Source organism: Sorangium aterium (assembly GCF_028368935.1).
Taxonomy (GTDB): Bacteria; Myxococcota_A; Polyangia; order Polyangiales; family Polyangiaceae; genus Sorangium; species Sorangium atrum.
Map to the genome: position 1 here is coordinate 1,076,326 of NZ_JAQNDK010000005.1, position 14,681 is coordinate 1,091,006.

Genomic DNA, 14,681 nt, shown 5'->3' on the forward strand with positions numbered 1-14,681 from the left:
CGCGAGAAAGGAAGCAAGAGATGAGCTCTTCAGGTACCAGCAGGCTCCTCGATGTCGAGGCCGCCGCGCGCCGGGGCGCCTGGCGCGGCGGGGAAGGGCGGCCGCTCAATGAACGATGCGTGAAATGGGGCGCTCGATGGCCGCTCGCGACGTCGTGCCTCGTGTGCCTGCCGCTCATGGCTGGCTGCGGCAGCGACCCCGGGGAGAGCGGCGCCGGGGAGCCGGACGACGGCGGGCCCCGCTATGCCGTCGCCAGCCGCATCGAGGACAATGACTTCACGAACAGCACCATGTTCGTCTGGGTGGTGGACGACCTGAGCGGAGGATCCGTCAGCCTGGGCGAGGCCACCGAGCTTCCCGGGAGAGGCTCTATCTGGGGAGTCCCGCGGACCGAGGTGTTCTATGTCGTCAGCGCGGAAGAGCTCACGGTCTCGAAATACGGCGTGGCCGGCGGCAAACCGGAGCTCGAAGCTCGGCTCGGGCTGGGCGCAGCCGGGATCTCGTTCCTCCTCGGAGAGAGGATGGTGTTCGACGGCCCGGACCGAGGGTTTCTCTTCGATCTCGTCTCGGGGCAGGCGCTCGAGCTCGATCTCGCTGCCATGGAGATCACCCGGAGCATCGACGTGTCTGACGCGCGGATCGACTCCGCGGACTACACGTTCATCGGGGAGCCCGGCTTTCGGGAGCACGGCGGCCGGCTCGTCGCTCCGCTGTACGGCACGAGCGCGGCGTACGATCGCGTGGCCAGCGAGTCGAAGGTCCTCTTCGTCGATCCGACCGACGGCTCGATCGAGGTGAAGAGCGCCCCTTGCGGAGGCCTTTACTACACGGTGAAGTCGCCGAGCGGAGACATCCATTTTGCGTCCGATCCTTATGTCGCCTCGATCTTCATGGTCGATCCGGAGAGAGCTCCTGCGCCGTGCATGGCGCGCATGGCGGCGGGCCAGGACGAGCTCGACACCAGCGTCGTGGCGCTCAACGACGTGACCGGCGGCCCGACTGGCGGCCTGGTCCCTGGCTCCGACGGCGCGGCGTACCTGCGCGTGCTGGACAGCGGCCTCTACTCGCCCAGCGCCGACGCCACCCATCTCGAGGCTTTCTCGGCGCAGGGCTGGCAGACGTGGCGCATCGAGCTCGACGATCCAGGCTCGGCCGAGCCCCTCGATCGCCCTCCGCTCGCCGGCGGCATCAAGGTGTTCGAGGTGGACGATCAAGCTTACGTGAACGAGTCAACGGCAGGCTTCGGCTCGACCACGCTGGTGCGGACGACCGGGGAGGGCGCGCCCGCGCGCGCGCTGACGATGCCTGGCGCCACGTGGGGTGTCTTGCGCGTGCGCTGAACCAGATGCGGAGGGATCCAATGTCAAACTCGAACGGGCTGATCGTGAAGGGGTTGACGAAGACGTACGCCAACGGCGTTCGAGCGCTGAACGGCGTCCACCTGAACGTCGGACCGGGGCTCTACGGGCTCCTCGGTCCAAACGGCGCGGGCAAGAGCACGCTGATGCGCACCCTCGCCACGCTCCAGACGCCGGACGCGGGGACGATCACGTTCAACGGGATCGACGTCATTGCGTCTCCTGACCGCCTCCGTCGCCGCCTCGGGTACCTTCCGCAGCAGATCGGCGCGTACCCGGGGGTGACGGGGCGGTCTCTGCTCGAGCGGTTTGCCTGGCTGAAGGGGCGCACGGACCGGCGCGAGCGCGACGCGGAGATCTCGACGCTGCTCGCGCGCGTCAACCTGAGCGACGTCGGCCACCGCGAGGTCGCGACCTACTCCGGGGGGATGCTGCGGCGGTTCGGCATCGCGCTCGCGCTCGTGGGATCTCCGCAGCTCCTCATCGTGGACGAGCCGACCGCCGGCCTCGATCCGGCCGAGCGCAACCACTTTCATCGCGTGCTCGCGGAGGTCGCCGCGGAGGCCGTGGTGCTGCTCTCGACGCACATCGTCGATGACGTGGAGAACCTCTGCGGGCGGCTGTCGATCGTCAACCGGGGGCGCGTGGTCGCCGAAGGAGCGCCGGCCGAGCTGACCGCGCCGCTCGCGGGCCGCCTGTGGACCCGGACGTACGCGCGGGGCGAGCCGATCCCCGACGACGCGCTGAACGTCTCGCCCACGCCGAGCGGCACCCGCGCCGTCGTGGTGCGCGACGTGTCGCCCGGCGACGGCTTCGTCGCTCACGCGCCCAAGCTCGACGACGCCTATCATTACTTGCTGGCCGAATCGCGGCAGGCGGAGGCCGCATGAGCTCGACGCGCATCTACGCCGTCGAGGCGTGGCACGAGCTGCGGGCGGGGCTGCGTACCTCGCTCGTCCCGCTCATGTTTGTCGGCCTCGTCGGCTATCTGTTCATCATGCTCTCGAGCGCGGAGTACCTGCGCGACATGGGCGGGGCGGACGTCGCGCGCAACAGCCCGCATGTGGTCTTTTTGATGACCTCCGGGCAATCGTTCTGGCTCATCTTCGCGTGGGCGTGGATCTTCGCGCAGGTCGTCACGCGGGATCGCGCGGCGGGGCTCCACGAGCTGGTCCTCTCCGCGCCCGTGTCGCTTCGCGGGCTGCTGATCTCGCGCTACGTCGGCGCGGTCGGGCTCGCTTGCATCCTGGGCTCGGCGAGCTCGCTCGGGTTTCTGCTCGTCCCCGGGCTCGCCGCGCTCGGGGTATTCCCAAAAGAGGCGGTCGGGCCGACGCCGATCCTGGCGATCGCGTCGTCGTGGGCGCTCTTCGTGGTGCCGTCGGCCATCGGCCTCGGGGCGCTCTACCTCACCGCGGCGCTCCGGACCCGGAGCACGGCCGGGCCGTTCGCCGTGGCGGCGGTGGTCATCTTGATCTGGATGGTGGCCATGATCGTCCTGCGGGGCGGTGACCTGCACACGGACATCGCGACCGTGGTCGATGTGAGCGGCTTCGGGGAGGCGGAGGCGCAGACGAAGCGCTGGACGCCGCACGAAAAGGCGACGGCGCAGCTGGCGATGACCGCGCCGCTCCTCATCAATCGGCTCTTCTGGGGCCTGGTCCCCCTCGCGATCCTGGCGTTCGCGCTCGCGCGGCAGGGGCGCGAGGCGCTCGTGAACGGGCGCGCCGGCAAGCCGTCGCCGAACGGCGAGGTGACCTTTCGTGCCTACGCGCCCGCCGCCGCGGCGCTGCCGCCGGTCACGGCGCCATCATGGCTCCGCGCGGCGCTGTCCGAGGCTCGCTGGCACCTCTCGCTGACGACCCGAGGGTGGGCGTTCCGTACCGCGATCGCGCTCTGGACCCTCATGAACGTGGCAGGGGCCTTCTACCATGTGATCGGGCACGCCGAGGGGCCGCTGGTCCCACGGCCTGCGCTGCTCGCGCCGTTCCTCATCCGCCTTTGCTACGTGTTCTCCGTGTTCGCCGTGGCGGGGTTCGTGGGGGCGCTCGCTCGTCGAGATCAGCAATCCGGGTTCGACGAGATGATCGACGCCACGCTGGCGCCGCTCGGCACACGCGTGGTTGGCCGCGCCCTCGCCGCCCTCCTGTTGACGACGGTCATGGCCCTGGCGCCGACGCTCTCGGCGTGGATCGTGACAGCTCTCACCGTACCTAGCAGCTTCGAGCCGTGGAATGCGCTGCTCGTGAACGCGCTGATTGCTGCGCCTGCCCTGCTGGAGCTCGGCGCGATCACGTTCCTCGTCCACGCGCTCGTGCGTTCGCCCGGTACGGGTTACGCCGCATCGATGCTGGCTGCGTTCATCGCGCTCGTGAATCACGAGATCGACATCGTCTCGTATCCGCCAGCGCAGGTAGGGATCCCGGTGCATGTTGCCCTCTCCGAGCTCTCGGGGTGGTCGCCGTGGATCGTGCCCGTGCTCGAGATGGGCGTGCTCAAGCTCGGCTGCGTCGGCCTCGCCGTCGCCCTGGCGTGGCTCGCCTACCCGCGCGGCACGGCCCTGAGGATGATCGAACGATGGCGCGGGGCAGCGCGGCAGCTCACCCAGGGCGCGGGATCCCTGGCGGCCCTCAGCCTCTTTGTGATCGCGTGCTCAGCGACGATCTTGCACGAGCAGATCGTGGTGCAGAGCGGCTTCGCATCGAAGAGCGAGGAGAACGCCGCCGACGCGGCCTGGGAAGCCCGTTTCTGGCCGGAAGCGTCGGCGTTCTCCGTGGAGGGCGGCGAGGTCGAGGCGAAGATCGCGCCGTCCGCGCGCTCCGCGCATGTCCGCTGGAAGCTGCGGGGAGTACGGGCCAGCGCGGCGAAGCTGCACGGGAGCCTGCGCACCGGGATGGACATCGACAGCGTCCGCGTCGACGGCGCTCCTCGTGAGGTCGTCACGGCGAACGAGCACTTCATGGTCGACCTGGGCAGCTGCGCGCAAAGCGGGTGCGACGTCGAGCTCGAGATATCGATCGCCTCGCCTCGCTGGTTTGCCGAGGGGGAGGCGCCGTGGCTGGACGGCTCTGGCGTGTGGGCGCGCGCGGCCGATCTCGTCCCGCGGCTCGGACACGACGGAGAGCGAGCGCTGCGATCTCCGTCCACACGCCGCGAGCTCGGGCTCGCGGAGCGCCCCGGCGCGCTCGACAGGAATGCATTGGTACCCGCCCTCGCCGTGGCGCCGGCGGGCCTTTGGCGCTGGTCGGTGTCGTTCTCCGAGCAAGGCGTGAGCACGCCTGTCGAGGGGAGCACGACACAGGGCCTCGATTTCGCGGTGGCGTGGCTGCCCAGGGGTGCGGAGCTGAGGCAGCTGCGGCAAGAGGGCATCACGGCGTTGCATGGCCCGTCTCACGCCGATACGGCGCGTGAGGTCCTGGAGGACGTCCAGGCGATGGGCGAGTGTGTTCACGCGCGGCTCGGGTCCATCCCGGAGGTGACGACGGTCGTGCAGGCGCCTCGCGACCTCGGCGAGATCCGGGCGCATGGCGCGGTCCTGTGGCTGCCGGAAGGGGACGGCTGGGACGTGGCCGCGTCCGGCGTCGGCCGCCTGAAGCGACGGGCTGCGGTGGCCGAGGCGCTCGCCGCGCGCTCGCTCGCGGACCGCGCCGATTTGCGCGCGGAGCCGGGTGCGCGGTGGCTTATCAACGGCGTTGCAGGGTGGATCGGGCTCGAATGCGTGCGGCGGTCCGATGGCGGTGACGCGTGGCTCGCGCTCCTGGAACGCCGCAGCGACGACGTCGCGGATGCGCTCGGCGCCCTCGACGCGCCCGTGTCGGGTCTGGCCGATGACGGCGCGGCCCAATGGGTCATGGCATACGCCCCGCTGGAGACCCTCGCATGGGCGCAGGCCGCCGGAGACGCCGAGGCGTTGCACGCAGCGACGCGGGTCGCCGACCTGGTGCGCTCCGGAGAACCGGTCCGAGGCGCGCTTGCGCAAGCAGCAGGCCAGAGCATGGCTGACCGCCTCCTGGGCCCTCCTTCCGCCTCGGACGTGACCGTCGCGATCGCCGACGGCGGCACGCTGGAGGTTCGCGGCGAGCGCTCGCAGTGGGAGAGGGGCGGCTGGCAGCCCGTCTCCAGCACGTTCGAGATCGTTCAACGCTTCTACGATGAGGAGACGCCGGCGCGGATGACCCGCGTGCCGGCAAGATTGGAGAGCGATGCCCGGTTCGTCGTCTTCGACGCGTGGCCCTCATTCGAACGCTCGCCGCGGGACAACGCCTGGAAGGCAGGCCCGCATTGATGGCGCGAGCCCGCACCTGCGCATCTCTGCGCGTCACGAGGATGAGGGCTGTGCAACGAACATGTTTCGCTGCGGCATGGAGGGCTCGTTGGCCCCGCTGGCGGGCGCTGCGTAGGGCAGCGCCTGACGAGCGCATCATCGACTCATTTCGTTAGACTTTCGATTCTGATCTGAGCAGTCGAATTCCCCCAGATTCGCTCAAATTCAGCGCGGAGGCGCCTCCGGGGAGCGATCGTGTCCGTCGCACGAATTCGCCGTCCGCCCGGCTTGACGCTGATGCAATTCGTATGTATATACAATCTGTACGCAGCTTCAAGATGTAGGCGACTGAGCGTCGTGCCTATCGGCGCTCGCGAGGCCACGCTCCACGGGCATGGTGCCGCGAGGCGGGAGGGGTACATTTGCGATAGCTGTCAATGACAGGTCGGCGTGAGCTCCGACCCGCAGATCGCGGGGGCGGGCGCTGCCGTATTGTCATGTTGTGACGAGAAGCTCGTCTGGATGGGGTGCGACCGCACGGGCCTGCGAACCCTCGCAGGACCTGCGGGTCGATGCTGGAAGGCGCGCGAAGAGGAACGCTTCGACCCTCTGCCGCTCGGTCGAGGTGTTTACCGTGACGCCTGTTCCCGATTCGAAGGCTCGCCACCCGAGCGCGAATCGGGGGTGCGAACACTGCCGTGGCTCGCGCCTGGAATGCTGCGTGTAGCGAGTGGGACGTGGGCTGAAGAGCTCACGTGCTCCTCCTGCGACTGGCGTCTCTTGTGCGGCCTCTCGTACCAGGGGTTAACTATGTTGCAAAAGCAACGGTTATGTAAAAACAACAGGGGCGATGCGGGGCGACAGAGCGGATGTGCCATCTCCGGCTCTCCTCGAAGAAATCGAGGCGCAGGCAGCCCGGGATTGCGTCACTCACGTGCGGGGCGAGCATGAACATGTCTCATCAACGGCACTACCTCGAGCGCCGCGTCTCGATCAGCGCAGACCCCATCGACCTCGCGGCGGCGCTCGCCAGGTCGGGCTCGCACACGACGTACTTCGTGTACGAGCGCGACGGCGAATGGAGCGTCGCCCTCGGCGCGGCCTTCGAGCTCACTGCAGACGTACACGGCGTGCACCGCCTCGATGCGACAGGAAAGCAGAGCTGTCCCGGCGGGGACTGCCTCGCCGCGGTCGAGTCGGCGCTCGCGTCGATCCCGGTCCGTGGCTGGCGCGCGTACGGCACGGCTTCGTTCGAGTTCGCGTACCTGCTGCACGGCATCGAGGCGAACCTCGGCACAGAGCCCCTGCTTCACCTGACCATTCCAGAGGTCGAGATCCGCCTCCAGCGCGGCACGGCGCTGGTTCGCGCGCTGACCTCGGGCGAGCTCGAGCGGATGGTGGACGTCCTCGCCTCCTCGAACCGCCGCCATGCGCGCGGGATGACGGACGTCGCCGTCCTCCCCCCCGTCCCGTCGCCGGAGGTGCTCCCCGCGAGGCTGCTCGAGACGACCGGCGCAGCGAAGTACAAGGAGCTGGTGGCCGCGGCGACGAACGAGATCGCGGCGCGCAAGCTCCACAAGGTCATCGCGTCGCGCGTCGTCCCGGTCGCCGCGCCCGTCGACTTGATCGCGACGTACGTCGCCGGGCGGCGGCAGAACACCCCGGCCCGATCGTTCGTGGTCAACTGCCGCGACCTGAAGTTCGCCGGATTCAGCCCGGAGACCGTGCTCGAGGTGACCGCCGAAGGGCAGGTGATGACGCAGCCGCTCGCCGGGACCCGGGCGCTCGTCTCGGACGACGTTGAAAACGCGCGCTTGCGGGCCGAGCTGCTCAGCAATTCGAAGGAGCTGGCCGAGCACGCGATGTCCGTGAAGCTGGCGTTCGAGGAGCTCAGCCGCGTCTGCAAGCAGGGGAGCGTGACCGTCAACGAGTTCATGGCGATATCCCGCCGCGGGACCGTTCAGCACCTCGCCTCACGGCTCTCGGGCATGCTCGAGGCGGGCAACACGGCCTGGACGGCGTTCCAGGTGCTTTTCCCCGCCATCACCGCGTCGGGGATCCCCAAGAGGGAGGCGGTCGACTGGATCCGGAGGCACGAGGCGGAGAGCCGGGGCCTCTACTCGGGAGCGGTCCTGACGCTGGATCACGACGGAGCGATGGATGCGGCGCTGGTGCTGCGGACGATCTTCCAGCGGGGGAGCAGCGTCTGGCTGCGCGCGGGCGCCGGGATCGTCGCGGAGTCGACGCCCGAGCGAGAGCTGGAGGAGACCTGCGAGAAGCTCCAGAGCGTGGCGCGCCACCTGGTGCCTCCGGAGTTCGCCAGCGAGCCGGTGTGACGCAGGGGACATGGTTTTCCGGACTTGAGCTTTTCTTCTCACGAGTCAGCCAATGCACGAACAGACACAGCGAATGCACGACGAAGTCGCCTCTTCGGATCTGAGGGATACGGTCGCGAGCGTGCTCGGCGTGGTGGCCGAGGCGGTCCGTGAAGACAGCAACCTGATCGAGCTCGGGATGGACTCGATCACGATGATGCGCCTCGCCGGCAGGTGGCGGCGGCAAGGCATCGAGGTCGACTTCGCCGAGCTCGCGGCGAACCCGCGGGTGTCCGCCTGGAAGGCGCTGATAGGAGAGCGAAGCTGTACCAAGGGCGAACGCGACGAGCGTTCGCCCGCCGCGACCACCATCGACGAGGCGGCGCCCTTCGAGCTCGCGCTGATGCAGCACGCGTACTGGGTCGGACGCGAGCAAGGCCAGCAGCTGGGCGGCGTCGCCGCGCATTTCTACAACGAGTTCGATGGCGAGGGGGTCGACCCCGCGCGGCTGGAATCCGCCGTACGAGCCCTGCTCGGGCGGCACGGCATGTTGCGCGTGCAGATCCTGAGCGACGGCCGGCAGCAGATCCTGCCCGACAGCCGCGGGCGTGGGCTGAAGGTCCACGATCTGCGCGCCCTGTCGGCCGAAGCGGCGCAAGAGGCGCTCGCCGAGCTGCGCCGGACGCTGTCGCATCGGACGCTGGACCTGGCTGCCGGCGAGGTGTTCGAACTCCAGATCTCGCTCCTGCCAGACGCGATCCGCGCGGGCGGCACGCGCCTGCATGTGAACCTGGACATGGTGGCCGCCGACGCGCTCAGCCTGCGGGTGCTGCTGGCCGACCTGGCGCACCTCTACGCCGGATCGCAGCCGCTGCCTCCGATCAACACCAGCTATCCGCGCTACCTGGCGGAGCGCGAGGCCAGCCGCGCGAGCGTCAAGGGCCAGCGGTCGCGGACCGCCGACCGAGCGTACTGGCAAGCTCGCTTGAGCGACCTCCCCGCGGCGCCCGAGCTGCCCGCCGCGCCCTACCACGTGAACGTGGGCGCCACGACGGTGGTGCGGCGTCATCGCTGGCTCGCTCCGGAGCAGGTGCGCGCCTTCACGTCTCTGGCGGCGCGCCACGGCCTCACGCCGGCCATGGCGATGGCGGCGGTGTTCGCGGAGACGCTGACCGCCTGGAGCGCGGAGCCGCGGTTCTTGATGAACCTGCCGATGTTCGACCGCGAGCCCTTGCACCCCGACGTCGGGATGCTGGTGGGCGACTTCACCTCCTCGGTGCTCCTGGCCTGGGACGGCGCGGCGCCCGGCACCTTCGCTGAACGCGCGCAGCGCCTGCAGGCCCAGTTCCATGCAGACGCCGAGCACGTGGGGTATTCGGGCGTCGAGGTGCTGCGCGACCTCTCTCGGCTGCGAGGCGAGCAGGTGCTGGCGCCTGTCGTGTACACGAGCGCGCTCGGCCTGGGCGAGCTGTTTCCGGAGGTGGTGAAGCAGCTCTTCGGGAGGGCGTCCTGGATCATCTCCCAGGGGCCGCAGGTGTGGCTGGACGCGCAGGTCACGGAGCTCGACGGCGGCTTGCTGGTCAACCTGGATGCGCGTGAAGATGCGTTTGCACCAGGCGTGCTGGACGCGATGTTCGACGCGCACGGCCGCCTTCTGGAGCGCCTGCTGTCGTATGAGGAAGCCTGGCGGCAGCCCGTGCCTGCGCTGCTCCCGGCAGAGCAGCTGAAGGTGCGCGTCGCCGCGAACGCCACCAGGACGGCCGTCTCGGGCAAGCGCCTGCACGACGGCTTCTTCGAGCTCGCGAAGCGACAGCCAGAGGCGCCTGCTCTCCTGTGGGGAGCCGACGGCAGGATCTCGTACGGGGAGCTCCGGCAGCGCGCGCTGCGCGTGGCGGGCTACCTGCGCGAGCGCGGCGTGAGCGCAGGCGACGTGGTGGCGATCCAGCTGCCCAAGGGGCCGAGCCAGATCGTCGCCGTGCTGGGCGTGCTGGCCGCCGGCGGCACGTACCTGCCGATCAGCGTGGATCAACCCGCGCTGCGCCGTCAGCGCATCCTCGACGCTGCCGGCGCCGCCCTCGTCCTCGATAACGTCCCGGAGGGGCAGGCGTCGCTGGCGGAGCCGCTGGCCGGCGAGGACTCGGATCTCGCGTACATCCTGTTCACCTCGGGTTCGACGGGCGAGCCGAAAGGCGTGGAGATCACCCACGCCGCAGCGATGAACACCATCGATGATCTGAACCAGCGCCTCTCGCTGGGCACGGCCGACCGGACGCTCGCGCTGTCCGCGCTCGAGTTCGATCTGTCGGTGTACGACATCTTCGCGCCGCTGTCGGTCGGCGGCGCCGTGGTCTGCGTCGAGGAGTGGGCGCGTCGCGACGCAGCGGTCTGGGTCGAATTGCTGCGCAGCCATCGCGTGACCGTCCTCAACTGCGTGCCGGCCCTGCTCGATGTGACGCTCGCTGCCGCCGGCGACGGCCCCGGTCCGCTGGCGCTCCGCGCGGTGCTCCTGGGCGGCGACTGGGTGACCCTCGATCTGCCGGGGCGCCTTGCGCAGCGCGCTCCGCGCTGCCGCTTCATCGCGCTGGGCGGCACCACCGAGACCGCGATCCACTCCACGATCTGCGAGGTCACCGAGGTGCCTCCGCACTGGAAGTCGGTGCCGTATGGAAAGCCCCTTGGCAACGTGCAGCTGCGCGTCGTCGATCCCCTGGGGCGCGACTGTCCCGACTTTGTCCCGGGCGAGCTGTGGATCGGCGGCGCCGGCGTGGCCCGCGGCTACCGTGGCGACCGAGAGAAGACGGCGAACAAGTTTCTCCAGGTGGACGGGACGCGCTGGTACCGCACCGGCGACCGCGCCCGTTACTGGGCCGACGGCAGCGTGGAGTTCCTCGGGCGCGCCGACTTCCAGGTGAAGCTGCGCGGGCACCGCATCGAGCTCGGCGAGATCGAGGCCGCGGTCGGAGCTTACTCCGGCGTCAGCCAGGCCGTTGCCGTGCTGGGCGAACGTGGGCTCTATGTGGCCATCACCTCGGATGATCCGAGGATCGAAGTGCCTGAGGCAGGCGAGATCATCGATCTGCGCCAACCGCCGCCGGAGCTCGCGGATCTGCGTGAGTTCCTTGTGAGCCGCCTGCCCGCCGTGATGGTGCCGGATCACCTGTGGCGCTGCAGGAGCTTGCCGCTCACGCCCAATGGCAAGATCGATCGCAAAGCCTTGCAGCGAACGGTGAACACCATGGCCCTTCAGGCCAAGGCGACCGTGACCGCTCCGGTGGGCGAGGTGGAACGCCGGGTCGCCGAGGTCTGGGCCGAGCTGCTCAAGGTGCCGGAGGTGGGCCGCGAGGACAACTTCTTCGCCGCGGGCGGCGACTCCCTCCTGGCGACACGCCTGGTGCGCCGGCTGCGCGAGGTCGGCCTCGACGGCGTCAAGCTGGCCGATCTGTTCGCCCATCCGACGCTGGCCGAGTTCGCTGTCACGTTGTCGCTCGGCGCGGGCGCTCCGGCGCTGCCGACGCTGGTCGCCGATCCGGAGAACCGTCACCAGCCCTTCCCGCCGACCGAGGTGCAGCGGGCCTACTGGCTAGGTCGTGATGAGAGCTTCACGCTCGGGGGCGTCGCCTGCCAGTTCTACCGCGAGTACGACGTCGTCGACCTCGACGTGCCGCGGCTGGAGGCGGCCGTCAACGTCCTGGTGCGGCGGCACGAGATGTTGCGCGCCGTCTTCGATGACCAGGGCCAGCAACGCATCCTCGCGGACGTGCCGCGGTTCACGATAGAGGTCGTCGACGGCGGCGAAGATCCGGCTCAGGCGTACGAGGAGCTGCGGCGCGACTGCTCGCACCGGGTCTTCGACCCGACGCGATGGCCGCTGTTCGGCATGCGGGCGGTGCGGTCGGGCGACCGGACGCGCCTCGGCATCAGCCTGGACAACCTCATCCTCGACGCGCTCAGCATCCTCACCTTCTACTCGGAGCTCACCGCGCTTTACGAGGCGCCGGACGCTGCTTTGCCGCCGATCGGGCTGTCCTTCCGCGACTATGTGCTGACGTGCACGCCGGGACCGGAGGCGCTCGCCGCCGCGCGGGCATACTGGGCGAAGAAGCTGCCAGAGCTGCCGCCGGCGCCGCAGCTGCCGCTCGCCAGAGACCCGGCCGAGGTGGGGCGCCCGCGCTTCACGCGCCACGAGGGCAGCGTCGACGCGAGCCGATGGCGCCGCATCGTCGAGCGCGCAGGCGAGCACGGCGTCACGCCGTCCACGGTCCTGCTCACGGCGTTCGCCGAGGTGCTCAGCCGCTGGTGCAGCCGACCCGACCTCACGCTCAACCTGACGCTGTTCGATCGCCGCGAGGTGCATCCCGACATCCACACGGTCATGGGCGATTTCACGTCGCTCACGTTGATCGGATACCGGCCCGCCGCCGGCGAGAGCTGGGTGACGCGAGCCCGGCGTGTCCAGAAGGAGCTGGGCGACGCGCTGGACCATCGCGACGTCTCGAGCATCTCCCTCGTTCGCGAGCTGGGCAGGTTGAGCGGCGCGCCGAGCCTGACCATGCCGGTGGTGTTCACGAGCGCCCTCGGCGTCCCCGGGGGTACCGCTGCGCCGGCCAGCGGCCCCTTCAGGAAGCAGGTGTGGGGCCTGACGCAGACCCCGCAGGTGTGGCTCGACCATCAGGTGATAGAGGCCGAGGGCGGCATCGCCCTGAACTGGGATGTGGTCGAGGACCTGTTCCCGGCGGGCCTGATCGCCACGATGTTCGATGCGTACCTGCGCGAGCTGAGCTGGCTGAGCAGCTCCGAATGGCACCTGCCTGTGCCCGATCTCATGCCCGAGCCGCAGCGGCGCGTGCGCGCGCTCGTCAACGCGACCTCCGGAGAGAGCCCACGGCGGAGCCTGCACCGCGCGTTCTTCGACCTGGCGCGCGAGCAGCCGCAACGGATCGCATTGCGCTGGGGCGAGGCCGACGTGATGAGCTACGGCGAGCTCGCGTCGCGCGCGCTGCGCCTCTCGGCCGCGCTGGCACAGCACGGCGTGGCGACAGGCGATGTCGTCGCCGTGAACCTGCCCAAGGGGCCCGATCAGATCGCCGCGGTGCTGGGGGTGCTGGCGGCCGGAGCCGCCTACCTGCCCGTCGGGGTGGATCAACCCGATGCGCGCCGCGATCGGATGCTGGGTCAGGCAGGGGTCCGCGTCGCCGTCACCGGCTCGGAGCCGAGGTGCTGGCCGGAGGGCGTCCGTCCGTGCATGTTTGGACAGGCGATGGCGTCCGCGCCAGCGCCGAGCCCGGCAGCGATCGACGCAGAGCAGCTCGCTTACATCATCTTCACCTCCGGATCGACCGGCGAGCCGAAGGGCGTTGAAATCACCCATCGCGCCGCGCTGAACACGGTGCTGGACATCAATCAACGCTTCGGCGTCGGCGCGGAAGACCGCGTCCTGGCCGTGTCTGCGCTGGATTTCGATCTGTCCGTCTACGATATCTTCGGTCTGCTGTCCGCCGGCGGCTCGCTGGTCTTGATCGAGGAGGAATCGCGGCGCGACGCGAGGCGCTGGCATGAGCTGGTGTGTCGACACGAGGTGACGATCTGGAACAGCGTTCCGACCTTGCTCGACATGCTGCTCATCGTCGGCAGCGCGGCGGAGCCGCCGGGCGCCATCCGTCTGGCGCTCGTCTCGGGCGACTGGATCAGGACGGATCTGCCCGGGCGGCTCGCCGCGCAGCGGCCCGGGTGTCGGTTCATCGCGCTCGGCGGCGCCACCGAGGCCTCCATCTGGTCCAACTTCTTCGAGGTGGACGTGGTCCAGCCGTCGTGGCGCTCGATCCCCTATGGCTATCCCTTGCGCAACCAGCTCTTTCGCGTGGTGGACGCGCATGGCCGCGACTGCCCGGACTGGGTGCCAGGCGAGCTGTGGATCGGCGGTCTCGGCGTGGCGCGCGGTTACTGCGCCGCACCGGACCTGACGGCTCGCAAGTTCGTCGGAGAGGGCGCGCGGTGGTATCGCACCGGCGACGTCGGGCGTTACTGGCCCGACGGCGCGCTGGAGTTCCTCGGCCGCACCGACACTCAGGTCAAGATCCGCGGGCATCGCATCGAGCTCGGCGAGGTGGAAGCCGCTCTGCGATCGCACCCCGGCGTGCGGGATGCGGTGGCCGTGGCGGCCTCCGGACGCCTCGCCGCCGCGGTCGTCCCTGCTGCCGTGGAGGAAGCGCGAGGCGCGATGGTCGATGGCCTGAATGGCCGCCGCCCGGACGCCGCGGCGGCGCTCAGCGCGGAGCAGCTGCGCGACCATGTCACCATGACCCTCCCGCTTCACATGGTACCAGAGAGGATCCTGGTGCTGGCCGAGCTGCCGCTCAGCGCGAACGGCAAGGTCAACCATGCCGAGATCATCAGGAGGATCTCGGCGGAAGCCGAACCCGACGCCCGGGAGGTCGAGCCCCCGCAGGGTGAATGGGAGCACGCCGTCGCGGCGCTCTGGAGCGAGCTCCTGGCCGTCGGCAACGTCGGCCGCCATCAGAGCTTCTTCCAGCTGGGCGGCGACAGCCTCCTCGCGACGCGCTTCATCGAAGCGGTGAATCAGCGCCACGCCATCATGTTGCCTCTGAGGCGCCTGTTCAACGGACCGACGCTGCGCGAGGTCGCAGCGGCGCTCGCCGCCGAGCAGGAGGCCCGCCAGGAGATCGAGGAGGGCGTGCTCTAGCGGCGCCCGCGACGGCGGCGCCCCGCCCGCGAGATCGGGCGACGGCG

Annotated in this window: 4 protein-coding genes; all 4 read left to right on the forward strand. The window is 69.8% G+C overall.

Annotated elements, in window-relative coordinates; genetic code table 11:
• Nucleotides 1-20 precede the first annotated feature (20 nt).
• The 4 genes from POL72_RS42390 (at nt 21) to POL72_RS42405 (ending at nt 14,634) form a co-directional block, all read left to right on the forward strand.
• Nucleotides 21-1,340: a hypothetical protein gene (locus tag POL72_RS42390; RefSeq protein WP_272102573.1), complete on the forward strand. Its 1,320-nt coding sequence runs from the start codon at nt 21-23 to the stop codon at nt 1,338-1,340.
• A gap of 20 nt (nt 1,341-1,360) precedes the next feature.
• Nucleotides 1,361-2,248 (forward strand): ABC transporter ATP-binding protein, encoded by an 888-nt coding sequence (locus tag POL72_RS42395; RefSeq protein ID WP_272102574.1) that lies wholly within the window; start codon nt 1,361-1,363, stop codon nt 2,246-2,248.
• Between the two features lie 4,324 nt (nt 2,249-6,572).
• The gene (locus POL72_RS42400) at nt 6,573-7,955 is read left to right on the forward strand and encodes a salicylate synthase (protein WP_272102575.1); all 1,383 of its coding nucleotides are present in this window, start codon (nt 6,573-6,575) and stop codon (nt 7,953-7,955) included.
• A 73-nt stretch (nt 7,956-8,028) separates the two neighbouring features.
• Nucleotides 8,029-14,634, forward strand: a complete 6,606-nt coding sequence (locus tag POL72_RS42405; protein ID WP_272102576.1) for a non-ribosomal peptide synthetase — start codon at nt 8,029-8,031, stop codon at nt 14,632-14,634.
• Nucleotides 14,635-14,681 lie beyond the last annotated feature (47 nt).

Excerpts from the sequence above, each read along its gene's own strand:
- POL72_RS42400 (WP_272102575.1), top strand. The coding sequence starts at position 6,573 with ATGTCTCATCAACGGCACTACCTCGAGCGCCGCGTCTCGATCAGCGCA.
- POL72_RS42395 (WP_272102574.1), top strand. The coding sequence starts at position 1,361 with ATGTCAAACTCGAACGGGCTGATCGTGAAGGGGTTGACGAAGACGTAC.
- POL72_RS42390 (WP_272102573.1), top strand. The coding sequence starts at position 21 with ATGAGCTCTTCAGGTACCAGCAGGCTCCTCGATGTCGAGGCCGCCGCG.
- POL72_RS42405 (WP_272102576.1), top strand. The coding sequence starts at position 8,029 with ATGCACGACGAAGTCGCCTCTTCGGATCTGAGGGATACGGTCGCGAGC.